Here is a 22,474-nt window from a genome sequence, read left to right on the forward strand (position 1 = left end):
TTAATCCTCCTTGAAGGCTCGGGCAAGACGGGAAGAAACGGCGGGGCGCTCGGCTTCGCGAGTGAAGTAGTACAGTTCATCGTTTTCTTGGAGAACGGTGTCTTCACTGACCAAAGAGACTTTCGAAAAACGCAGAACATAGGCGGCGCGCACCCCGAGCACCTTTTCAACTTCTGCAATGGTGCGCCCCACCCAGGAGGTCTCAATCAAAGCGCGGCACAGAACAAGCTTTCCGGTTTCCTCCGTAAACACTACCTCGGTATCGAGCGGCAGTACCCGAGCCAGGAGGCTCTGGGCGGTGCGATCCACGGTTCCAACGGTGGGAATCCCGAGACGTTCATATACTTGGGCACGTTTCGGGTCAGCAATGCGCGCGACCACCTTCTTCACACCGTAGATTTCCCGCGCAATCCGGGCCGCGAGAATATTGGCATTATCGTCATCGGCCACAGCCGCGAAACCGTAGGCATCCTCGATTCCGGCTTGGCGCTGGGTGTTCTTGTCGTAGCCCTCGCCGGTGACTTTCTGGCCGGCAAAATCCTTGGGAAGCCGCCGGAAAGAATCGGGATTGTTATCTATCATGGCCAAAGTATGCCCGTGCGCCTCAATCGCACGCGCCAGCGCAGTTCCGACGCGCCCGCAACCCATAATCACAAAATGCACCTCTTAAACATAACCCGGATTCTTCTCGATTTTCGCCACATTCGGGGGATTCTTGGGGAAAGGCTTGGGACATACACTAAAGTTGAGTCATGCAGAAAAAGGCGGGAGCGAGTCCCGAGTGGCGTGGCTTGCTTGGGGAATTGGTCTTTTTCGCCCCCAAATTTTGGTTCCCCGCTCTTATTGCCGCCGCGGTTTTCCCCTCGCTTATTGCCTACTCTGGCCCGATTTTTTCCGCCCTCGCCCTGTGGATAGTCCTCGGGATTCTCGTGGCCGGACTGATTATCACCCTGGCTCACGGCTACCGATTTGGCTCCACCTTGCGCTATCGCACGGTTGCGACCTTGGTGGAGTCACAACTGGGGAGAACCGTCGGGGCTTTTACCGCCGCGGCTTCGCTGTTGAGCCTGCTGATTGCTATTGCTGCTCTGATTTCTACTGGAACCACTTTCGTGGTGGTGTCTCTCGGGCTCCCTCTGGAATGGCGTGTTGTCTTGGTGGTGGTGGGATTCGCGCTACTGCACCTGATGATGTTGAATGCTTCGGTGGCGCGAAGAGTGGTTCCGGGGGCTACCGTTCTCGTTTTTGTCATCGCCTTCATCGTCATGTTTTACGGCTATCTGCGTTATTTCCTAAATGGGGGAACCCCGACCCTGTGGCAGCTCTTGAGCGGCTCCACCCTGGCGGGAAATGCTTTGACAGGTTCCTATTTCACTGCGGGCTGGCAAGCCATCTCGGTGGCGGCCCTCTTGCTGGTTCCCGTAAGCCCCCAGGTCACCATGTTTCGAAACGAAACCCCTCACCAGCCTCTCTCCGGAACGGCTTTCCGGTTCCTGGGAGGATCGGCGGCGGCGCTGTTCGCTTTGACGGTGTTCCTGTCTTTCACGGTGAAAGGATTCGACTGGACACGTCTCGACACGGTGGTACAAGGACCGGGAAACCTGGTGTTACTTCTCGAAGTCATCTTGGGGGAAAACAACTTCCTGGTGGTGCCGCTCATGGCGTTGCTTTCCTTGGGTTGCCTGGTGGCGGCCTACATCTATCTCTCCAGCGCTTCGGTGCTACTCACAGAGTTTGGGCGCCATGACTTTCTCCCGCACCAGGTGCCGGTGTCTTGGCGTCAGCGCGGGCGGTCTGCCATAGTCATCGTCTTTATTCTGCTTGCGCTGGGCTTGGCTCTGTTTGCCCACACCCGCATGGACTTGGTCGCCTTAGCCTGGGTGTTTTTCGTCTCGATCGCGAGTTTCCTCGGCCAAGTCGCGCGCTTCAAAATGTGGAAGGCGCGCTATTGGTCGGGAGACACCTTCGACCAGCGTCGCGCCGCCAAGAAGAGTCTCCTCATTGCGCTCATCAGCGTGGGGATCAGTCTGTTTATCCTCGTGGTGGTGAGTCTCGCTTTTAGTTCCGGATGGCAGTTGGTGGCCATTGCCGTGTGGCTGAGTCTCTGCGTGCTCATTGTCATCGTGAATGAAACGTATCAAAAAACCACTCAGAAAGTTTCCGCTATGTCCTTAGAAATTCAACCGCTGAAACGCTCGATTGCTCTCGCGTTGGTTCCCAATTTCAACGCCAGTTCAGTGAAAACTATCCGCTATGCTTGGGCAGCCCACCACCCGCGCCTAGAAGTAGTGGTCGTAAGTGACGGGGAGGATTCCGCAAAGGCGCTGCGCTCCAGTTGGGAGGAGCTGGACCTCGCGGCTCCCTTGACCCTGTTGGCTGCGGATGAGTCAGATCACCTGGAGCCGGTGGCTCAGTTTGTGCAAGCCCTGCTCGACACGGACCCCGCCACCACGGTTTCGGTCTATCTGCCGCGGCGAATCTCGGGCTGGCGGTTGTTCGGATTTATGCACAATGCGACCGAGCGGGCATATGCGAATCGTTTGGGTCGCCTCGATCGGGTCACGATTACTTGGGTGGGGTTGCAGGCATGAGCGCCAATAGTTCAGCAAAGGCCGTGGAAACAGTCGAAATCGGGGGAGTAGCCCACGGCGGTTTCTGTGTGGGAAGACTCGCCTCGGGCAAGGTAGCGATGATTCGCGGCGCCCTCCCTGGAGAGCGGGTTCGGGTGGAGATTACTTCCGAGCGCTCCAAAGTCGCCTACGGGCGGGTCGTGGAGGTGATAGAGGCCTCCGCGGACCGAGTGCCCGAGATTTGGCCCGAAGGCGCGGCGAGAGACATCGGGGGAGTAGAACTCGGACACGTGTCCTACCCAGCGCAGTTGCGCTGGAAGCGCGAGGTTCTTGCCGAGGCCTTGCGCCGCAACGGCTCGGCGGAGCTGGAAGCGATGGTGTCCGCAGTTATTCCCGACTGGGAGGTGGAGTCCCTCGGAGATAAACCGGGGCGAACCCGCGTGAGTTTCATTATCGACGATCAAGGTCGACCTGCCATGAGCGAAGCCGGCAGCCACCAGGTCCACGCGATAAAGTCTTTTCCGTTGACGGTGCCGGGGATTGACGAGTTGCGGTTGTTTGAGCGTCCGCTTGGTTTCGCGCCCGGAACCAGGGTGAAAGCGGTGGCTCCTTCCGCTTCGGCTCCGGTTTTGGCTGTGGGTGGCGAGGTTTATAACGCTGACCTCATCCCGACTACCCCGCGAGTGCGGGAAGTGGTGGAGGATGCCAAATTTCGGATTTTCGCGAGCTCTTTTTGGCAGACGGACTATCGGGCTCCGGCAACCCTGAGTGCGGCGCTGCTCGCGGGAATCGGGGAGGTTCACGGCTTTGAAACCCTGGAACTTTACTCCGGTTCTGGTCTGTTTTCGGTGTTTCTGGGCCGAGCCTTGGGCAAGGAAGGACGACTCACAACGGTGGAAGGCAGCGGTCCGGCCGTGAAATCGGCTGCCTACAACCTCGAACACGCAGGATTCGGGGGCGTGAAAACCCTGCGCGGAAATGTGGATGCCCGCTTGTTGAACTCCCTGGAGTTTGGAGAACGGGTCTCCGCCGGCACCCTGGTTGTCGCCGATCCGCCGCGGACGGGGCTTGGTGAAAAAACCGCCAAAGCTATTTGCGAAAAAGAGCCCTTTCGAATTGCCCTGCTCTCCTGCGACCCCGTCAGCGCGGCCCGAGACCTCGAAGCCATCCGAAAAGAAGGATACGTTTTGAAAACGTTCCGCGCTTTCGACCTTTTCCCCTACACTTTCCATATGGAAGCCCTAGCAGTTTTGGAAAAAAATTAGTTTTTTCACCCTCGAAACTGTTGCAACGCGCTCCCAGACAAAGTATCTTGATATCGAGATAAATTTATCCAAGTGGCGGTGTCGCCACCTTTAGGAGGTCAATTAATGGCTAGCTTGAATAGCTTCAATGCCCGTAAAACTTTACAGGTGGGCTCGAAATCATACGAGATTTACTCTCTCGGTGCGGTGGACGGTTTGAAGAAACTGCCCTACGCTTTGCGGATTTTGGGCGAAAACCTGTTGCGTACTGAAGACGGTGCCAACATCACCGCGGATCAGATTAAAGCCCTGGCCCAGTGGGATCCAAAGGCGGAACCGAACCAGGAGATCCAGTTCACTCCGGCGCGCGTCGTGATGCAGGACTTCACCGGCGTCCCCTGTGTCGTCGACTTGGCAACCATGCGCGAGGCCGTGAAAGACCTCGGTGGGGATCCGAAGAAAATCAACCCGCTGGCTCCCGCCGAGATGGTTATCGACCACTCGGTTCAGATCGACTACTTCGGTCGCGCCGATGCTCTGAAACTCAACACCGACAAGGAATACGAGCGCAACTCCGAGCGCTACAAGTTCCTGAGGTGGGGTCAGGGCGCTTTCGATAACTTCCGCGTGGTGCCGCCGGGGACCGGCATTATCCACCAGGTCAACATCGAATACTTGGCTCGCTCCGTATTCACCAAGGAGCTTCCCGACGGAACCGTCCAGGCTTACCCCGACACCTGCGTTGGCACCGACTCCCACACCACGATGGTCAACGGTCTCGGGGTTCTCGGCTGGGGCGTTGGCGGTATCGAAGCCGAGGCTGCGATGCTCGGCCAGCCGGTTTCCATGCTCATCCCGCGCGTGGTCGGCTTCAAGTTGAAGGGCTCGATTCCTGCCGCAGCGACCGCGACTGACGTCGTGTTGACGATTACCCAGATGTTGCGCGATCACGGTGTGGTCGGCAAGTTTGTGGAGTTCTACGGCGAGGGCGTGTCCCAGGTGCCGCTGGCAAACCGCGCTACTATCGGCAACATGTCTCCCGAATTCGGCTCTACCGCGGCAATCTTCCCGATCGACGAGGTCACGGTGGATTACCTGCGTTTGACGGGTCGCGACGAGGAGCGTTGCGCTCTCGTGGAGGCTTACGCCAAGGAGCAAGGCCTGTGGCACGACCCGAGCTTCGAGCCGGAATACTCCGAATACATGGAGCTCGATCTCTCGACCGTGGTGCCCTCGATTGCTGGCCCGAAGCGCCCGCAAGACCGCATCCTCCTGTCCGAAGCGAAGGAGTCCTTCGAGAAGACCCTGGTCCCGACGTATGCCTCGCAGGCCAGTAAGTTGGTGGACTTGACCTTAGCGGATGGCACCAAGACCGACCTCGACAATGGCCGCGTGGTGATTACTTCGATCACGTCTTGCACGAACACCTCGAACCCGTCGGTGATGATGGCGGCCGGCATCTTGGCTCGCAACGCGCGGGCCAAGGGCTTGAAGTCAAAGCCGTGGGTGAAGACCTCCTTGGCTCCGGGTTCTCAGGTGGTCACCGACTACTTCGACAAGGCGGGCCTCTGGGGACCGCTCGACGAACTCGGCTTCAACCTGGTTGGTTACGGGTGTGCGACCTGTATCGGTAACTCCGGCCCGCTGCCGGCCGAGATTTCGAAGGTCATTAATGACAATGACCTCGCAGTAGCCGCAGTTCTCTCCGGTAACCGTAACTTCGAAGGCCGCATCAGCCCCGACGTGAAGATGAACTATCTAGCTTCCCCGCCGCTCGTGGTGGCTTACGCGCTCGCCGGCACGATGGACTTCGATTTCGAAACCGAACCTCTCGGTCAAGACGAAGCCGGCAATGATGTCTTCTTGCGCGACATTTGGCCCGATCCTGCCGAGGTACAGAAGACCATTGATGACACCATCGACCGCGATATGTACTTGAAGGACTATGCGAATGTTTTCGCCGGCGACGAGCGTTGGCAGTCCTTGCCGACCCCCGAGGGAGATCGTTTCGCGTGGGACGACGGTTCGACCTATGTTCGCAAGGCGCCGTTCTTCGATGGCATGAAGATGGAGCCGGAACCGGTAAAGGATATCCACGGGGCACGCGTTTTGCTGAAGCTCGGCGATTCCGTTACGACCGACCACATCTCTCCCGCGGGCGCGTTCAAGCCGGAAACTCCGGCGGGCCAGTACTTGACTGGTCACGGGGTTCAGCCGAAAGACTTCAACTCCTACGGTTCGCGCCGCGGTAACCACGAGGTCATGATGCGCGGCACATTCGCCAACATCCGCATCAAGAACCAGCTCTTGGACGGTGTCGAGGGCGGTTTCACCCGCGATTTCACCCAACAAGGCGGACCCCAGGCGTATGTCTACGACGCGTCCATGAACTACCAAGCTGCGGGTGTCCCGCTCGTGGTTTTGGGCGGGAAAGAATACGGTACCGGCTCAAGCCGCGACTGGGCGGCGAAAGGTACGCGCCTTTTGGGCGTGAAGGCGGTTATCGCCCAGTCCTTCGAGCGGATTCACCGTAGCAACCTGATAGGCATGGGCATTATTCCGTTGCAGTTCCCGGAGGGTCAGTCGGCTGACTCTCTCGGTTTGGACGGAACCGAGACCTTCGACATTACCGGGATTGAGGAGCTGAACTCCGGCTCGACTCCGAAGACCGTGAAGGTCGTGGCCACCAAGGATGACGGCTCTACCATCGAGTTTGATGCGGTAGTTCGCATCGACACCCCCGGAGAAGCTGACTACTACCGCAACGACGGGATTCTCCGCTACGTGTTGCGCAACCTGGTGAAGGCCTAGCCGAAACCTGAAGCGATTGGTGCCCTCGGTATCCCCGGCCGGGGGCACCTCCGCGTTTAAACCGCTAGAATAGTCCTTATTGACTTTTAAGGGAGCACTAACCAATGAAAGAATCTCAAAATCCGGAAAAGCGAGAGCACCACACGGAGACCTCGAGTTTTCCGGCGCTAAAGATTCTGCCACTGATTAAAACCCCGCGCGACCTCCAGAAGCTAAACCATCGCCAACTCGACCGCTTAGCCGGAGAAATCCGTCGCTTCTTGGTGCAGTCAGTGGCCCAAACCGGCGGACACCTGGGCCCCAATCTCGGTGTCGTCGAGCTCACTATCGCCCTGCACCGGATTTTCGATGTCTCCCGCGATGTTTTTGTATTCGACACCGGCCACCAAACCTACGTACACAAACTCCTTACCGGACGCCAGGACTTCTCCCACCTGCGCCAACGTGGCGGCCTGTCCGGATATCCTTCGCGGGCAGAATCTGACACGGATGTTTTGGAAAACTCTCACGCCTCGGCTTCCCTGGCTTGGGCTGACGGAATCGCGAGGGCGAACCGGCTCGCGGGACGCCCGGGCTGGGTAGTGGCGGTTATCGGTGACGGCGCCTTCACCGGCGGGATGGCTTGGGAGGCTTTGAACAATATTGCTGCCGAAAACGAGGGGCGCTTGTTGATTGTCCTAAACGACAACGGGCGATCCTATGCTCCAACCATCGGAGGCCTCGCCCATCATCTCGATGCCCTTCGGGTGACTCCGCAATATGAAAAGGCCTTGAAGTGGGGAAAGCAGACCTTACGGGGGAGTGGGCCAGTCGGGAATCTGGTTTACTCCGGCTTACACGCAGCGAAAGCCGGTCTACGGGACATGGTGTCTCCTGCAGAAGGCGCGCTCTTTGATGAACTCGGCATCACCTACACCGGTCCGGTTGACGGCCACGACATTGCCGCGTTGGAGTTTTCTTTCACACGCGTGTTGGCCTCGACCAAGCCGGTTCTCATCCACGTCATAACCCAGAAAGGTCGCGGTTACACTCCGGCGGAAACAAATATATCCGACCACTTCCACGCTATTGGGCGGATTCACCCCGAAACCGGCCTCCCGATAGATCCCGAGCGTTTCGAATGGACCCAGGTTTTTGCCGATGAGATTTTGCACTTGGCGCGCCGCGACGAAAAAATTGTGGCTCTAACTGCGGCAATGCTCCAACCGGTCGGTTTGTTGCCTTTCAAGAAACAATTCCCGAACCGGGTTTTCGACGTCGGGATTGCCGAAGCCGACGCGATGGCGACCGCCGCGGGACTCGCCTACGGAGGCTACCATCCGGTTTTCGCGGTCTATTCGACTTTCCTGAACCGCGCCTACGACCAGCTCTTGATGGACGTGGCGCTCCACCACGCCGGAGTGACAATCTGTGAGGATCGCTCGGGAGTGACCGGCTCTGATGGAGCGAGCCACAACGGGGTGTGGGATATTGCCTTGGCGGCTACGGTGCCGGGCTTGCGTTTGGCGGCGCCACGCGACGAGGCCACGCTTCGCGATGAGCTCGGAGAGGCGGTTTTGGTTGACAATGCGCCAACGATTGTGCGCTATCCCAAGGGTTCCTTGCCCGACCCGATTCCGGCCTTGCGTCGCGAGGGGAGTATGGATGTGCTGTGGGAATCTCCCGCGGGAAGTTCGGCGGGGGACTCAACAAGGGCTAGCCAGAGTAATGCCGAGGACGGCGCTACCGATACCCAGTCTCGGGGTTCGGGCGCGGAGGCGGCTCCGCGCTTGCTGATTGCTGCCACCGGCGCATTTGCAAAGTTGGGGATGGATGTGGGCGAGTCGCTCGCGGGAGACTTCAACGTGAAAGTTATTGATCCACGCTGGCTCCTTCCAGTGGCGTCGGATCTAGTGCGGGCCTCTGCGGGATATGACTGGGTCGTGACCTTGGAAGACGGGCTGGTTGATGGCGGTTTTGGCTCGCAAATTCGCAACCGTCTTGCTGAATCCAACGTGTTCACGCCCGTACTGTCCTACGGGATCCCGAAACAATTCCTCTCCCACGCCACCCGTGGGGAAATTCTCGAAGAGCTGGGACTGACTTCGGAGGCGCTGGTGGATTCCATCCGCTCCCGAACCGGAGTCTTGTCCGTACAAAAGGCCTGATGGCGAGGCGCGAGAAAAGCCTTAAAACCTTTAGAATCACAGATTTCTGAGAGAAATTTTCCAAAATTCAATCAAAATCCTTTTATATCAATTCAGTTTGATATAAACTTGTTTTTATGAACGATACGGATGGGGTTATGAACAAGACGACATCGATGCCAATTACTGCAGAAGATCCCGCAGTGGTGGACGCGGTGGTCGAGTTGTTCAAGGCTCTCTCGAATCCAACTCGGGTCGCCATCATCAATCGGTTGGCACAATCTCCTTCAGATGTGAATTCCTTGGTGGAGTTTTTGGGGGATACCTCCCAACCGCTGGTGTCGCATCACTTGAAGATTCTTCGCGAAGCTCATTTGGTTGACATGACTCGAGACGGTAAAAGTAACCAGTATTCGCTCGTTGATACCCACGTGGCGTCAATATTCTTCGACGCCTTGAACCACATGAAGGAGCATAACCATGACTGCAAACACTGAACACAAGCCGGCGGAAGCCCACCACCACACCCACGGACCGAACTGCGGCCACGAGGCGGTTATCCACCACGACCACGTAGACTACCTCCACGATGGCCACGCCCACCATGAAGACGGCGGGCACTACGACGAATGCGACACCTGCCAGTGCGCCAACTGCAACGACGTCTGCGCCAACTGCGACTGTGCGGAGTGCGACTGCCCGACTTGTGACCACAACCGTTGCCAGTGCGACCACTGCGACGATAACTGCTCCAACTGTAGCTGCGAGGACTGCAACTGCCAGACCTGCCGTCACGCGGCATAGATGTGGCGAGGCCTATCCGCTTTTGAGATTTACGATTCCAGCCTCCGGGTTTAGCTCGGGGGCTGGAGTGATTTAATCGGCTTGGTCTCAAGGATTAATGGGAGAGCTGGGGTGTGAGGGTTTTCAATTAGTGATAACGATTATCATTATATATACTTGTTCCCATGTCCAAACGATGCCAAGTTACGAATACTAAACCCGGTTACGGGAATTCTGTGTCCCACTCGCAGCGCAAAACTCGCCGCCGATGGGAACCAAACCTCCAGGTCAAGCACTATTGGGTGCCGTCTTTAGGGCGAAAGGTCAAACTCACTTTGAGCGCTAAGGCCATCAAGACGATTGACAAGCGCGGGATTGACGCGGTGGTGGCGGAAATGTTGGCAAGAGGGGAGAAGCTCTAGTGGCGAAGAAATCGAAGATTGCCAAGAACCTCCAGCGTCAGGCGGCGGTGGAGAAAAAGTGAGCCCCCACATGCGGGGATGATCCAGTCACAGAATCAAGCCACCAACCAAGACCGTGAATGATTCCAACAATAACACTCTCACCGAAACCACCAACAGCCTACACAAGACAGGGCTGACCTATCCCCAGCCATGAACATCACTAACAGAGATCGAACACGCTACATTAAACCAGACACACAAGTTAAACAACATACACCCCCTCAAAACCTACAAATACAACAGCCCTACAGAAAACACCAACACAAACAATCAGACCCAAGACAACAACCCAATCCCCACACAAAAACAAAACCCAAAACACTACAAGTGTCAAAAAACCATCAAATACTCTCAAAAGAAATCAACCAAAAAACAGGGTCGTACCACCGTCCTTGACAATGTGGCGCAGCTCATAAGCATATACCGGATCCTAGTGAATCACCGCGTGATCCAAGGCCGCATAGAGCGGCATATTCCCAACGGCGTGTTACAGGCCTTCACCGGTAAGCTTCGTTCGTCCCGCGGCCGCGCGCGCAATGAAACCGTGCGTGAGCTGGTCTCCGGCGACCCAAACTGGTCGGCAGTGCGCTGGTAACCGAACATGGCATAGAACAGGTAGAAAGGAATCATCGTCTCGCCGTGGGGCTTGTAGGAAGTCACTGCCACCTGCATCGCCGCGACCGAACCCGCCTCACTAATACCCGTGTGGAGAATCTGGCCTTTGGTGGACTCCCGAGAGGAAAGCATCATGCCCTTATCGACCGGAGTGTACTTTTGACACTGGGCATTGAAAAACTGTTCGCTCGGAAACATGGACTTCATCCCGAAAGCGAGCGCCTCATCTGGATAATCGGGACGACGCGTTTCCCGATGCTGGACTCGCGAAACAGAATAAAGATTTGACGACCCACACCAGGTTCAAGGCCCAGAACTCGAGGGCGGAACTTTCACCATCACCAACACCGGCAGTGGCGGGGTCTTGAGGGACACTTCCGCCGTGAACTATCCCGAAGAAGCGATTCTCCAGGTGGGGCAATCGTGAAGCGACCCGCCGTGGTGAGAGGAGCGGACAGCGTGGACGGAATCGCGATTTGTCACCTGGTTGAGCTCGTGCTGAGCTATGACCACCGCCTGATTGACGGGGCTGATGCCGCCCGCTACCTCACGGACGTGAAAAAGCGCCTCGTGGAGGCTGATTTTGCCTCCAATCTCAGCCTGTTAGGTCTTAGCGGTCGTTCTAATTGGCCAAGGCGCCGCAGGCTTATCGCTGGAGAGGCTTTGGCGTGCGGCGGTCACTCCGATTTGAGCGCCTCCACAATGGCGCTAAGGGCGTGTTCAATCTGCCAGGGACGCGCTTCGGCAGCTTGCAACACTCCCAGAACCTGGGACTCAGAGGCATCATCGGGTAGAACCCAGGCCAACTGGCGAAGCGTCCGCGGCTCCACCATGATTTCGGTGAGAACCTCCAAAGACCCCGCCACCTCAGCTACGGCGTCGCGAATCCGATGCCAACGATCGGCTTCCTGGGGATGATTGTGGGTGAAAGTCCGAGAATCAGGAACCTCCCCGGGGATTCGCGGAGCGCGACGCGGCGGGTATTCTTTCGGCGACAACTTGTAGGCACGAGACAACGCCGCAAACCACACATCGGCACGTTTCCGACCGGCACGATCGTGGCGGAACTCTTCGTAGGCGTTCATATAGCGCTTGCCCTTGGGTAGTCCGGCAGCGAGCGCGACCATTGCCGCGTTCGTGAGGACTTTTGAGGGCGCTTTGTCCTCAGCAGCGGCGATGCTTTCACGCGTTTCCCACAGCTCGCGGAGCGCCGCGAGATTGCGAGGGGAGTGGACTTTGCCGGAACCCGGGACGTGTCGCCACGGATCCGGTTTCGGGGCGGGAGGTTCGAAGTGCAGCAAGTGGTCGAACTCCTGTTCCGCCCAATCGTCTTTCCCGAGTTCACTAAGCTTGAGCCAGAGTTTTTCGCGCAGAGGAATCAAGAACTCCACGTCGAGTGCGGCATATTCCAGCCAGTCTTGGGGGAGAGGGCGGGTGGACCAGTCGGCGGCCGAATGCTCTTTCGCCAAGGCGATTCCCAGCACCTCTTCGGTCACAGCCGCCAGCCCGAAACGTTCAAAATTCAGCAACTTGGCCGCCAGCTCCGTGTCGAACAGGAGCCGCGGATGCATCCCCACTTCCGATAAACACGGCAAATCCTGGGTGGCGTCGTGAAGAATCCACTCGCCTTTACCAATCGCTTCATCCAAGGGTTTCAAATCGGGGAACGCCGTGGGATCAATCAGAAAGGTTCCGGCTCCTTGACGGCGAAGCTGGACGAGATAGGCGCCTTGCGAATAGCGAAAAGAGCCGGCTCTTTCGGTGTCTAAAGCCACTGGGCCCTCTGCGGCCGCCACGAGTTCACAAACTCGAGTGAGCCCCTCCTCGGTATCTACCACCGGCTCCAAAGGCCCGCGCGTGGAAGTAATGAGACGCGGTTTTTTCACCGGCGGCTTACGTTTCTTCGTAGGGGGAGTTTCACTCATAGCTCCTTTATCGTATATTCCTTTAGGCAAGGTAGGGGTTTCCCGCTCCGTTGATAGCGAATCGGTTTCGTCCATGAGACAAATGTGGCGCCGCTGCGGATAATTACGATACGATTAAATCGTTGGTTAAGTGTTGAAACTCAGGGGGAAATATGACTAATGGTAACGAAGGTTTTGGCTCGAATATTCCCGAGTCTGAAGATCCCAATCTGGCTCTGGGTCCAAATAATCCCACTCCGGATCCGAACTTGGGTCAGCAGGCAGGTTATCTCCCACCGCCCCAACCCCAGTTCGGGCAGCCCCAGCCGGGATATGTCCCGCCCCAGTCGGGCGATGTCCCGCCCCAACAGCCTTCAGGCTTCAATCCCCAATTCACTGCCGACCCACAGCTTCAAGGCACCATGAACAGCGCTAATGGCGTCTTGTTGAACTACTGGCTGAGTGTTTTCTTCACGATTATTCCCGCGATTATCTTCTATTTCGTGGTTCCCAAGAACTCTCGGTACCACCAGCTTCACGCCGATAACCTGAACTTCTCTATTCTGCATACGATAGTCCAGGTGGGACTCGCGCTCCTAAATACTTTCCTCCCCTTCTCGACAATGGTCATGCTGGGGCTGGCACCGCTGGTTTTCTTCGTGGTTCACCTAATCGCTGCCGTCAAAGTCAGCAGTGGTCCCGACACCATGAGGGAAGATCCGTTCCTGTTCAACATCAAGTTTGTGCAATAAGCGGGTAACCGGAGCGTGTAGGCTAAAACTATCGAAGTCCAATCACATTGGCTTCGGGGGAGAAGCCAGTCGACTGCAACATGGCATCGAGCCACGACAGGAAATGCGCGGATAAATCTGGGCTCCCGGGAGTCCAAGAGGCACGAATCTCAAGATTGGCCGATGTTCCGCGCATAATGCCTCCGTCAAAAGAACGATTAATTGTTGTCGTCGCCGTTCCAACCAGATGCCCATAATCGGCGTCCCGCGCCGCCAGTGCCTCCCGCAGCCACGACCACGCCACTTCTCCCACCAGCGGATCTTCACCCAGCTCCAACTCGGCCTCTGTCGCAATCATGGCAATGACGCGGAAATTTCCGCCCCAACCGGGTTGCCCTTCCGGATCGTAGAGGACCACCAGGCGTCCGGTAGCGGGAGCATCCGCCGCAACATGTTTCGCTGTCGTCCCGCTAATCGCGAGCGCATAGGGCGCGATCTCCTTGGGAGCGGGGACTTCTTGCACCGAAACATGTGCCGGGAGGTCAACGTGTGCCTCCCGCAAGGAAAGCAAAGCTAGCTCCCAGGCCGGAGGGATAGTTGCTTGGGACATGCCCTCAGCCTAATGAAAGCTACCTTTGTTACGCTGTTCCCACGCCGTTACAGGGAACGGTCGGGGATGGGAGAAGCCAAAACCATGATGGAGCGCGACTTAACCGTTATCGACTTTGGTGAACCCAAGTGCAACTTCTTGTCGAAATCGGCAGAGATGGGGCGTTCCTTGTCGGCGGTGTCAATGATGCGATACCACTCGAAGTTGTGGGTCCAATCCGGCATGGTGAAATCCAAATCTTTTTCCGAGGCGTTGAACATGAGGATGAAATCGTCATCCACCACCCTCTCGCCGCGGGTACCGGGTTCATCAATCGAATTGCCATTTAGGGAAATCGTCAAAGCCTTCGCGAAGGCTGTTGTCCATTCCTCATCGGTCATGTGTTCGCCGTTGACGCCGAACCATTCGATATCGCCGCGGTCAGACTCGCCGCCTCTGGCCGCGTCTCCGGCGAGGAAACGACGCCGACGGAAAACTGGATGTTCGCGGCGCAGGAGAATCACCTCGCGGGTGAACTCGAACATACGCTGGTCTCGGTCTGCACGATCCCAGTCAATCCAGGTGATTTCGTTATCTTGGCAGTACCCGTTGTTGTTTCCGCCTTGGGTGCGCCCGAGCTCATCACCGTGAGAAATCATCGGGACCCCTTGGGACAAGAGCAGGGTTGTCAGGAAATTAAACCGCTGGCGACGCCGCAAATCATTGATGCCCTCGTCATCCGTTTTCCCTTCGGCTCCGTGGTTCCAGGAACGGTTATTGTTATCCCCGTCCGCGCCGCCCTCACCGTTGGCCTCATTGTGTTTCCCGTTGTAGGACACCAAATCGAGCAAAGTGAAACCGTCGTGAGCAGTCACGAAGTTGATGGAAGCCACCGGCAGGCGACCCGAGTGGGCATAGAGATCTGCCGAACCGGAAAAACGCGAGGCAAACTCACCGAGTTTCGCGGGTTCCCCGCGCCAATAGTCACGAATCGTGTCGCGATATTTCCCGTTCCACTCCGACCACAGAATCGGGAAACCGCCCACATTGTAGCCGCCCTCGCCCACGTCCCAAGGCTCGGCAATGAGCTTTACCTGGGAAATGATCGGGTCTTGGTGAATGATGTCGAAGAAAGCCGAGAGCTTATCAACCGAGGACAGTTCGCGGGCCAAAGTGGAGGCCAAATCGAAACGGAACCCGTCCACATGCATCTCCGTCACCCAGTAGCGCAGCGAATCCATGATGAGCTGTAGGACGGCGGGGGAGCGCATCAGGAGAGAATTCCCCGTTCCGGTCGTGTCGAAATAGTGAGCCTTATCGCCTTCCACGAGCCGGTAGTATTCCTCGTTGTCAATCCCGCGGAAAGACAGGGTCGGGCCCATGTGGTTGCCCTCAGCAGTGTGGTTATAGACCACGTCGAGAATCACTTCGATTCCGGCCGAGTGAAGGTTCTTCACCATCTGTTTGAACTCTTCGACCTGACTGTCGCCCTTCGGGTCAGAGCAGTAGGCGTTGTGAGGCGCAAAATAGCCGATAGTGTTGTAACCCCAATAGTTCGTCAGCCCCTTGGCTTTCAGGGAAGGGTCGGTGACGAATTGGTGGACCGGCATCAGCTCGAGGGCATTAATGCCGAGGTGTTGGAGATATTCGATGTTCTTCGGGTGACCGATTCCCGCGTAGGTGCCGCGCAGATGCTCCGGAATCGCAGGATTCAACATGGTCATGCCCTTGACGTGGGTCTCATAAATCACGAGTTCAGGGTATTTCAAGTCGGGGTGACGGTCGTTGCCCCAATCAAAGAAGGGGTTGATGACCACCGAGTGCATAGTGTGGGAGGCGGAATCGGCATCGTTATAACCCTCCGGATCCCCGGCAGGATAAGCGAAAATAGACATGTCACCATCAAGGTCGCCCGCAATCGCCTTCGCGTAGGGGTCCAGCAACAGCTTGCTGGGATTAAAACGTTTCCCGTTTTCCGGCTCGTAGGGGCCGTGCACGCGGTAGCCGTAATGCTGTCCGGGGCGCAGGTTCGGGACGTAGCCGTGCCAGACGTGACCGTCGACTTCCGTCAGTTCCAGTCTTTCGATTTCGAGACCGGCATCGTCAACCAGGCAGAGCTCAACTTTCTGAGCGTTTGCGGAGTAAAGAGCGAAGTTTGTGCCACTGCCGTTATAGGTGGCACCGAGTGGGTAAGGTGTTCCAGGCCATAATTCCATACCCCTAGTCTCTCACATTAATTTGTCTCCTCTGACGGGGTTTGGGAGCGGATTTGTCCGCGGACGGGTCGCGGAGAGACGAGGATATCCGCAGTATCTTGCCAAATTCCACGTTCCTTCAACCAGGGCTCCGCGGATAGCGCAAACTCCAAAGCCGTAAGCCGATACGAGTCCGCATTCGGATGGAATCCATCTTCTGCGCGAATCGCGAGGGTCTTCCACAAGGGGACTTCCCCAAGTTTCCGGATGGGCACAATAATGTGGCCGGAGTTCTCCACGGCCTCTTTGAGGGCTTCGTTGAGCTCTTGGGCGCGCCGGTCTTGGGGGAGAGGTTTCTCTGCCGGCACCTCAGCAATCAGGGTTGTCACAGTAAGATGGCGCGAAATAATTTCGAGGTTTTTCCTGAAGTCTTCCACCGAGATTTCGGCGGCATCATAGAAAGTGTCATTGCCGCCAATGTCTAAAGTAATCAGGTCAGGTTTGATTCCGAAACTCAATAGTCGCGGGATCTGCGAGGTGATGACGGTGGAGGCGATGGCTCCAGAAATCGATAAGTTCAGGAGGATTACGCGGCGTCTCGTAGCCCGACGCAGATAGGAAGCAAACAGCGCCACATAGGAATCGCGCACGTCCGCGCAGCCTACGCCTTGGGCTGCAGAATCCCCCAGGGCGACGTAGACAAACGGGGGAGCGCCCTCGATTTTGGAGGGGCGCTGAAGTTTCTGGAAGCTAGTGTCGGTAAGGGATTTATTGGAATACCAGTCGCTGCGCTTGCGATAGTGCATCGAACTCGCGGCATACATCTCGAAACTCGAGCGCAGGATTTCCGGATTTGAAACCAATCCATTTTGGTGAAGTTTCGCTAAACCACTCGTGATGTGGTCTTCCCAAAACCAGCGGTGAGTAGCGACTTCCTGGTAGACCTTCCACATGCCTGCCGCAGCGTTGCCGGCAGCCAAGAGAGTGCCGGAAGTGCCGAGGGCAGCAATGGCTGAGATTTTGGAAGCAGTCGGGAGATCCTTGATGAGTTCGAGGATTTTTTCCGAAGAAATTGTTGAACGTACCACGCACTATAGTTTAGTGGAAAAGTGTGGGCCATACTGGGATCGAACCAGTGACCTCTTCCGTGTGAAGGAAGCGCGCTACCGCTGCGCTAATGGCCCAAGGCTTATCAAGGTTACCCCAAAGAACCTCGGCAAAGCAAAATCAGTGCGTCATCGCCCTTTCAGTTTGGCCTCTTGATGAACGAACGCCCCAATTGTCCAGACAAAGATACAGGTAATTTTCATAAAACATTCAGGAAACATTTAGCATGAGATGGTGAGAGACAACGAAGTCGTCATCGAAACAGCCAAACGAGCCACCATTTATGACGTGGCCAAGGCAGCTCACGTGGCCACCTCCACAGTTTCGCGGGCTCTCAATCGTCCCGGACGCACGAATCCCTATACAGCGCAGCATGTCTATAGAATTGCCCTCGAACTCGGGTATATCAGCGAAAGAGATTTGTGGAAGACCCCGCGCTGCCTCAACAACCGAGTGGCAGTAATCACGAGTTCTCGGAATTCTGAATTGATTCACGCCCTGACCCGAGAAGTTAATCGGGCTCACCAACAGTTGCTACTGGTGGACGCGAGAGTGGAGACCCCCACGCTCAGTCAAACTTGCGGTGACATCAGGGCACAAATCGATGGTTTTCTAGTTGATGACGTGAAAACGAACGCGGAGATCGAAACAGTTTTCGACACGCTTCCAACAGTCATGATGAATCGAATCAACGAGCATTCCGGGGGAGTAATCCCCGACGTGGAACAGGGAGTTGCGCAACTACTTACCTACTTGAAGACTTTGGGACACGCTCATATCTCCTATCTGTACTCGGAGGATGAAAGTTGGATTTCAGATGAATTCTTCGCGGCAGCCCTAAGTCTCAGTCAAGAGCTCGAGATGGAAGTCCATTTTATTGACGGGGTCGAAAATAGTCTCGAAAGTGGGGCCCGCGCAGTAAACTCTTGGAAAAAGTACTTAGACAGTGCGGTGATAGCGTTTGGTAATCTGGCGGCGATTGGTTTCATGCAAGGCTTGGGACACCGGCAAGTTGAAATCCCCGAGTACGTTTCCGTAATCGGAATCGGGGACGCCCACAGCGGTCTACTCGCCACTCCACAACTGACAACCTTGGAGATTCCGCAGCAAAAGATCGGCGCCACTGCGGTGAAACAACTGTTGAATCGGATTCAGCAAGGGAATGCCGCGAAAGAGTCCACAACGTCTGTCACGAAGCTACCGATGAAACTCATTTGTCGCGAGTCAACAGGGAGGTTTTATTGAATGCGGGAATTCAGCCTCGCGCGATGCGGCGGTGCCAGCAATTTTTACTTCGTAAAAATTGCGCACCACTTTCTTGGTCTCGGAAAACGCCGACCTTCCGATTTTTTCTGAGGTGCTCCGCCGGCGACGGCAAATCGTTGCCGTCGCTTAATCGGCTCCGCCAGTCACTGGCCGGCTCATGCGGCTTCGCTGCTGCCGGCCAGTGGGCGATACAGGACTCGAACCTGCGACCTCTTCCGTGTCAAGGAAACGCGCTAACCAGCTGCGCCAACCGCCCTTCGAAGTGGGTACCGGATTCGAACCGGTGTATACGGCTTTGCAGGCCGCTGCCTAGCCACTCGGCCAACCCACCAAAGTAAAAGAAAAGCACCGGATAGCAGCCCCGATGTTCTCTCCGAGCGGATGACGGGACTCGAACCCGCGACCCTCACCTTGGCAAGGTGATGCTCTACCAACTGAGCCACATCCGCGTTTTCGCCGGAACAAAACCAGCTCGAATATCTTACACATAAAAACACTCATCGCGCAAACGAGTAAGATAGACGGAGAAAAAACTCTTATCGAAAGGCGCATAGTGAGCATCAAAGTTTTGCTTGATGGCAAAGAAACCACCATCGACGAAAACATCACCGGAGAAGACCTCTACCGAGACCGCAAGGAAGTCATTGCCTACTTCATCAACGGCGAAGCCCGCGACTTGTATCGTGAACTGCACGACGGCGACCAAGTGGAGGCCATCACCATCGACTCCGAGATGGGACTGAACATCCTGCGCCACTCCGCCACCCACGTCATGGCCCAAGCCGTGAAGCAGGTTCGTCCGAACGTGAAGTACGGCATCGGGCCGTTCATTGAAAACGGTTTCTACTATGATTTCGGGGTTGATGAGCCTTTCACGCCCGAGGACTTGAAAGAAATCGAAAAGTTCATGGCCCGCATCTGTAAAGAGGACCAGAAGTTCGTTCGCCGCGTGGTGAGCGACGAGGAGGCCGCGAAAGAACTTGCTGACCAACCTTACAAGCTGGAACTTATTGGACTCAAAGGCGGCACGGATGAGGACAATGACCAGGCCGCTGCCGGCGCTTCCGTTGAGGTCGGCGGCAATGAACTGACCATCTACGACAATGTTCGCAAAAACGGCGAAACCGCGTGGAAGGATCTCTGCCGCGGACCCCACATTCCTTCGACTCGCTTGTTGAACGGCGTTTTCAAGTTGATGAAGGCCTCTGCCGCCTACTGGCGCGGCGACCAGAAAAACGACTCCCTCCAGCGGATTTACGGCACTGCTTGGGCGACAAAAGAAGACCTGAAAACTTATGTGACCCGCCTGGAGGAAGCCGAGAAGCGCGACCATCGTCGTCTCGGGACCGAACTTGACCTGTTCAGTTTCCCCGAAGAAGTCGGTTCCGGCTTGGCCATGTTCCACCCGAACGGGGCAATCGTGCGTATGGAGATGGAGAATTATTCTCGCCAGCGCCACATTGAGGAAGGCTATTCTTTCGTCTACACCCCCCACATCACCAAGGGACATTTGTTTGAGATTTCAGGACACTTGGAGTGGTACAAGGATGGGATGTACCCGCCGATGCGCGTTGACGAGGAAAAAGACGAGGCTGGTAACGTCACCAAGGAAGGCTTCGATTACTACCTGAAGCCGATGAACTGCCCGATGCACAACTTGATTTTCAAGTCGCGTTCCCGTTCCTACCGCGAGCTGCCGCTGCGACTGTTCGAGTTCGGGACGGTTTATCGTTACGAAAAATCCGGCGTGGTTCATGGGCTCACCCGCGGGCGCGGTTTTACCCAGGATGATTCCCATATTTACTGCACCCGAGACCAGATGAAAGACGAGCTCACCAAGCTCTTGACTTTCGTTTTGGATTTGTTGAAAGACTACGGTCTTGATGACTTCTATCTGGAGCTTTCTACCAAAGACCCCAAGAAGTTTGTGGGTTCCGATGAGGTGTGGGAAGAAGCTACCCGGACTTTGCAAGAGGTTGCCGAGGCTTCCGGCCTGGAGCTGCGCCCCGATCCGGAAGGCGCGGCTTTCTATGGGCCAAAGATCTCCGTCCAGGCTCGTGACGCGATTGGCCGGACCTGGCAGATGTCCACGATTCAGCTCGATTTCAACCTGCCGGAGCGCTTTGATCTCGAATACACCGCCGCCGACGGCACGCGTCAGCGCCCGGTGATGATTCACCGCGCCTTGTTCGGCTCCATTGAGCGCTTCTTCGGGGTTTTGACCGAACACTACGCCGGGGCTTTCCCCGCCTGGCTCGCTCCCGTGCAGGTTCGCTTGGTTCCGGTTGCGGAGGCTTTTAATGAGTACTGCGAGGATGTCGCGGCGAAGTTGAAGGCCGAGGGCGTGCGCGTAGAAGTTGATGAAAGTGACGACCGCTTCGGGAAGAAGATTCGCAATGCTGCCAAGGACAAGATTCCTTTCACCCTGATTGCGGGGGGAGAAGATGCGGAAGCCGGCGCAGTTTCCTTCCGTTACCGCGGCGGGGAACAGAAGAACGGCGTCAAGATTGCGGACGCGATTGCGGAAATCACCGAAACAATTCGCTCCAGAAAGAACAACTGACATGGAAACCAGTCACGAATTCGGCGACGATCCGGACGGGATGGAACGGCTGTGGACCCCGCATCGGATGGTCTACATCGATAACGGTCCACGCCGCGACGAGGAGGCCTGCCCATTTTGCGAGGATCCGAAGAAAACCGACGAGGAGGCGCTCATCGTCTATCGCGGAAAGTTTTGCTTCGTGATCATGAACCTCTTCCCGTACAATCCCGGGCACGTGCTGGTTCTGCCGTATCGTCACATTCCCGACTATACGGATTTGACCTTTGAGGAGCGCATAGAGTTCGGAGAAATCTCCGCGCACACGATGGAAGTGATTCGCGCCGTGAAATCCCCCCACGGTTTCAACCTCGGCATGAATCAGGGCGCGGTGGCGGGCGCGGGGATTGCTGCCCACCTCCACCAGCACATTGTGCCGCGCTGGAAAGGCGACGCGAATTTCTTCCCCATTGTCGCTAAAACCAAGGCGGTGCCGGAGCTCTTGAGCCAAACGCGAGAGATTCTCGCCAAAGGTTTCGAAGGTTATGAAGCTCGCGTTAAGATAGGTCAGTAAGAAGCGACCACGCCGCTAGAAATACTAGAAGGATACAGAAGAAAATGACGGAAAATAATTCAGCTCAAACCGAAACCGGCACCGACCTCGTGAAGCGGGGCATGGCCCAGATGCTAAAAGGTGGCGTCATTATGGATGTGGTCACCCCTGACCAGGCCAAGATTGCCGAAGATGCGGGAGCGGTGGCAGTGATGGCTCTAGAGCGTGTCCCGGCGGATATTCGCGCTGAGGGGGGCGTGGCGCGGATGAGCGACCCGGATTTGATTGACGGCATTATTAACGCAGTCTCCATTCCGGTGATGGCGAAGGCACGTATCGGCCACTTTGTGGAAGCCCAGGTCTTGCAAAGCCTAGGCGTGGATTACATTGACGAGTCCGAGGTTTTGACTCCGGCCGACTATGAAAACCACATCAACAAGTGGGATTTCACCGTGCCCTTCGTTTGCGGGGCGACGAACCTCGGGGAGGCGCTGCGTCGCATCAGCGAAGGCGCGGCCATGATTCGTTCCAAGGGCGAGGCCGGCACCGGTGACGTTTCGAACGCTGTGACCCACATGCGGACGATGAACGCCCAGATTCGCCGTCTTACCTCCATGCGTCCCGACGAGCTGTTTGGTGCCGCCAAGGAGCTACAGGCGCCGTATCCGCTCGTTAAAGAGGTGGCGGAAACGGGCAAGCTACCGGTCGTGCTGTTTACCGCTGGCGGGATTGCTACTCCGGCTGATGCCGCGCTCATGATGCAGATGGGCTCCGAGGGCGTTTTCGTGGGCTCCGGTATTTTCAAATCCGGCGATCCGGCGAAACGCGCTGCGGCTATCGTGAAGGCCACCGCGCGATTCAATGAGCCAGAGGTTATCGCGGAAGTGTCACGTTCCTTGGGTGAAGCCATGGTGGGCATTAACGTCCATGACATTCCTGACTCCGATCGCCTCGCCCAGCGCGGCTGGTAACGG

18 protein-coding genes, 4 tRNA genes and 1 pseudogene are annotated in these 22,474 nt (G+C 56.5%); 13 read left to right on the top strand and 10 right to left on the bottom strand.

Annotated elements, in window-relative coordinates; all coding sequences use genetic code 11:
• On the bottom strand, nt 1–663 hold the full coding sequence (locus tag FYJ63_RS00785) for a potassium channel family protein (protein ID WP_277027357.1): 663 nt from the start codon (nt 661–663) through the stop codon (nt 1–3).
• An 89-nt stretch (nt 664–752) separates the two neighbouring features.
• On the opposite strand from FYJ63_RS00785, the gene FYJ63_RS00790 reads away from it, so the two are divergent.
• The 7 genes from FYJ63_RS00790 (at nt 753) to rpmB (ending at nt 9,956) form a co-directional block, all read left to right on the top strand.
• Entirely contained in the window at nt 753–2,591 is a 1,839-nt protein-coding gene (locus tag FYJ63_RS00790) for an APC family permease (protein ID WP_154542815.1), read from the top strand.
• Nucleotides 2,588–3,835, top strand: a complete 1,248-nt coding sequence (locus FYJ63_RS00795) for a class I SAM-dependent RNA methyltransferase (protein ID WP_154542817.1) — start codon at nt 2,588–2,590, stop codon at nt 3,833–3,835. Before FYJ63_RS00790 ends, FYJ63_RS00795 begins: the two co-directional genes overlap by 4 nt.
• 105 nt (nt 3,836–3,940) lie before the next feature.
• Nucleotides 3,941–6,625: an aconitate hydratase AcnA gene (gene acnA, locus FYJ63_RS00800; protein ID WP_154542819.1), complete on the top strand. Its 2,685-nt coding sequence runs from the start codon at nt 3,941–3,943 to the stop codon at nt 6,623–6,625.
• 104 nt (nt 6,626–6,729) lie between these two features.
• Nucleotides 6,730–8,772 (top strand): 1-deoxy-D-xylulose-5-phosphate synthase, encoded by a 2,043-nt coding sequence (dxs, locus tag FYJ63_RS00805; RefSeq protein WP_154542821.1) that lies wholly within the window; start codon nt 6,730–6,732, stop codon nt 8,770–8,772.
• Between the two features lie 137 nt (nt 8,773–8,909).
• On the top strand, nt 8,910–9,248 hold the full coding sequence (locus FYJ63_RS00810) for an ArsR/SmtB family transcription factor (RefSeq protein WP_229769829.1): 339 nt from the start codon (nt 8,910–8,912) through the stop codon (nt 9,246–9,248).
• A complete protein-coding gene (locus FYJ63_RS00815; protein ID WP_154542823.1) occupies nt 9,232–9,555 on the top strand; it encodes a hypothetical protein in 324 nt (107 codons plus the stop codon). Before FYJ63_RS00810 ends, FYJ63_RS00815 begins: the two co-directional genes overlap by 17 nt.
• 164 nt (nt 9,556–9,719) lie before the next feature.
• Complete coding sequence (gene rpmB / locus FYJ63_RS00820; RefSeq protein ID WP_154542825.1) at nt 9,720–9,956, top strand: 50S ribosomal protein L28; 237 nt, start codon at nt 9,720–9,722, stop codon at nt 9,954–9,956.
• A 480-nt stretch (nt 9,957–10,436) separates the two neighbouring features.
• Here rpmB and FYJ63_RS11060 read toward each other — a convergent pair whose 3' ends face one another.
• On the bottom strand, nt 10,437–10,811 hold the full coding sequence (locus tag FYJ63_RS11060) for a hypothetical protein (protein WP_229769830.1): 375 nt from the start codon (nt 10,809–10,811) through the stop codon (nt 10,437–10,439).
• A gap of 109 nt (nt 10,812–10,920) precedes the next feature.
• Between FYJ63_RS11060 and FYJ63_RS11065 the strand changes: the two are divergent.
• Nucleotides 10,921–11,216, top strand: a pseudogene (locus FYJ63_RS11065) (2-oxo acid dehydrogenase subunit E2); the annotation flags it as partial.
• 74 nt (nt 11,217–11,290) lie between these two features.
• On the opposite strand, the gene FYJ63_RS00835 reads toward FYJ63_RS11065, so the two are convergent.
• Nucleotides 11,291–12,538 (bottom strand): HRDC domain-containing protein, encoded by a 1,248-nt coding sequence (locus tag FYJ63_RS00835; RefSeq protein WP_154542829.1) that lies wholly within the window; start codon nt 12,536–12,538, stop codon nt 11,291–11,293.
• A gap of 152 nt (nt 12,539–12,690) precedes the next feature.
• Between FYJ63_RS00835 and FYJ63_RS00840 the strand changes: the two genes are divergently transcribed.
• Nucleotides 12,691–13,269: a magnetosome magnetite crystal formation protein family gene (locus FYJ63_RS00840; protein WP_154542831.1), complete on the top strand. Its 579-nt coding sequence runs from the start codon at nt 12,691–12,693 to the stop codon at nt 13,267–13,269.
• A gap of 28 nt (nt 13,270–13,297) precedes the next feature.
• Here FYJ63_RS00840 and FYJ63_RS00845 read toward each other — a convergent pair whose 3' ends face one another.
• From FYJ63_RS00845 to FYJ63_RS00860, 4 genes are all read right to left on the bottom strand, one after another.
• The gene (locus FYJ63_RS00845; protein WP_154542833.1) at nt 13,298–13,858 is read right to left on the bottom strand and encodes a DUF3000 family protein; all 561 of its coding nucleotides are present in this window, start codon (nt 13,856–13,858) and stop codon (nt 13,298–13,300) included.
• 47 nt (nt 13,859–13,905) lie between these two features.
• Nucleotides 13,906–16,053 (bottom strand): glycogen debranching protein GlgX, encoded by a 2,148-nt coding sequence (gene glgX / locus FYJ63_RS00850; RefSeq protein WP_154542835.1) that lies wholly within the window; start codon nt 16,051–16,053, stop codon nt 13,906–13,908.
• A gap of 17 nt (nt 16,054–16,070) precedes the next feature.
• Nucleotides 16,071–17,120, bottom strand: a complete 1,050-nt coding sequence (locus FYJ63_RS00855; protein WP_277027328.1) for an SGNH/GDSL hydrolase family protein — start codon at nt 17,118–17,120, stop codon at nt 16,071–16,073.
• 24 nt (nt 17,121–17,144) lie between these two features.
• Nucleotides 17,145–17,216 (bottom strand) — tRNA-Val (locus FYJ63_RS00860).
• Between the two features lie 157 nt (nt 17,217–17,373).
• On the opposite strand from FYJ63_RS00860, the gene FYJ63_RS00865 reads away from it, so the two are divergent.
• Entirely contained in the window at nt 17,374–18,384 is a 1,011-nt protein-coding gene (locus FYJ63_RS00865) for a LacI family DNA-binding transcriptional regulator (protein WP_195839293.1), read from the top strand.
• Between the two features lie 203 nt (nt 18,385–18,587).
• Here the strand turns inward: FYJ63_RS00865 and FYJ63_RS00870 are convergent.
• The 3 genes from FYJ63_RS00870 to FYJ63_RS00880 all read right to left on the bottom strand — a co-directional run bounded on the left by FYJ63_RS00870 (nt 18,588) and on the right by FYJ63_RS00880 (nt 18,854).
• Nucleotides 18,588–18,661 (bottom strand) — tRNA-Val (locus FYJ63_RS00870).
• A 4-nt stretch (nt 18,662–18,665) separates the two neighbouring features.
• Nucleotides 18,666–18,736, bottom strand: a tRNA-Cys gene (locus FYJ63_RS00875).
• Between the two features lie 45 nt (nt 18,737–18,781).
• Nucleotides 18,782–18,854 (bottom strand) — tRNA-Gly (locus FYJ63_RS00880).
• 104 nt (nt 18,855–18,958) lie between these two features.
• Between FYJ63_RS00880 and thrS the strand changes: the two genes are divergently transcribed.
• Genes thrS through pdxS form a run of 3 tightly spaced genes read left to right on the top strand, consistent with a single transcriptional unit; the run spans nt 18,959 to nt 22,471 of the window.
• Nucleotides 18,959–20,968, top strand: coding sequence for a threonine--tRNA ligase (gene thrS, locus FYJ63_RS00885; protein WP_338106774.1), 2,010 nt, complete (start codon nt 18,959–18,961; stop codon nt 20,966–20,968).
• A gap of 1 nt (nt 20,969) precedes the next feature.
• Entirely contained in the window at nt 20,970–21,521 is a 552-nt protein-coding gene (locus FYJ63_RS00890; protein ID WP_154542839.1) for an HIT family protein, read from the top strand.
• Nucleotides 21,522–21,565: 44 nt separating this feature from the next.
• Complete coding sequence (gene pdxS, locus FYJ63_RS00895) at nt 21,566–22,471, top strand: pyridoxal 5'-phosphate synthase lyase subunit PdxS (protein WP_154542841.1); 906 nt, start codon at nt 21,566–21,568, stop codon at nt 22,469–22,471.
• Nucleotides 22,472–22,474: the final 3 nt, after the last annotated feature.

Origin of the sequence: Mobiluncus porci, assembly GCF_009695935.1 — a bacterium.
In the GTDB taxonomy this organism is placed as follows: Bacteria; Actinomycetota; Actinomycetes; order Actinomycetales; family Actinomycetaceae; genus Mobiluncus; species Mobiluncus porci.

Coding starts and splice junctions, on each gene's coding strand:
- FYJ63_RS00790 (WP_154542815.1), top strand. CDS start 753: ATGCAGAAAAAGGCGGGAGCGAGTCCCGAGTGGCGTGGCTTGCTTGGG.
- FYJ63_RS00795 (WP_154542817.1), top strand. CDS start 2,588: ATGAGCGCCAATAGTTCAGCAAAGGCCGTGGAAACAGTCGAAATCGGG.
- acnA (WP_154542819.1), top strand. CDS start 3,941: ATGGCTAGCTTGAATAGCTTCAATGCCCGTAAAACTTTACAGGTGGGC.
- dxs (WP_154542821.1), top strand. CDS start 6,730: ATGAAAGAATCTCAAAATCCGGAAAAGCGAGAGCACCACACGGAGACC.
- FYJ63_RS00810 (WP_229769829.1), top strand. CDS start 8,910: ATGAACAAGACGACATCGATGCCAATTACTGCAGAAGATCCCGCAGTG.
- FYJ63_RS00815 (WP_154542823.1), top strand. CDS start 9,232: ATGACTGCAAACACTGAACACAAGCCGGCGGAAGCCCACCACCACACC.
- rpmB (WP_154542825.1), top strand. CDS start 9,720: ATGTCCAAACGATGCCAAGTTACGAATACTAAACCCGGTTACGGGAAT.
- FYJ63_RS11060 (WP_229769830.1), bottom strand. CDS start 10,811: ATGTTTCCGAGCGAACAGTTTTTCAATGCCCAGTGTCAAAAGTACACT.
- FYJ63_RS00835 (WP_154542829.1), bottom strand. CDS start 12,538: ATGAGTGAAACTCCCCCTACGAAGAAACGTAAGCCGCCGGTGAAAAAA.
- FYJ63_RS00840 (WP_154542831.1), top strand. CDS start 12,691: ATGACTAATGGTAACGAAGGTTTTGGCTCGAATATTCCCGAGTCTGAA.
- FYJ63_RS00845 (WP_154542833.1), bottom strand. CDS start 13,858: ATGTCCCAAGCAACTATCCCTCCGGCCTGGGAGCTAGCTTTGCTTTCC.
- glgX (WP_154542835.1), bottom strand. CDS start 16,053: ATGGAATTATGGCCTGGAACACCTTACCCACTCGGTGCCACCTATAAC.
- FYJ63_RS00890 (WP_154542839.1), top strand. CDS start 20,970: ATGGAAACCAGTCACGAATTCGGCGACGATCCGGACGGGATGGAACGG.
- pdxS (WP_154542841.1), top strand. CDS start 21,566: ATGACGGAAAATAATTCAGCTCAAACCGAAACCGGCACCGACCTCGTG.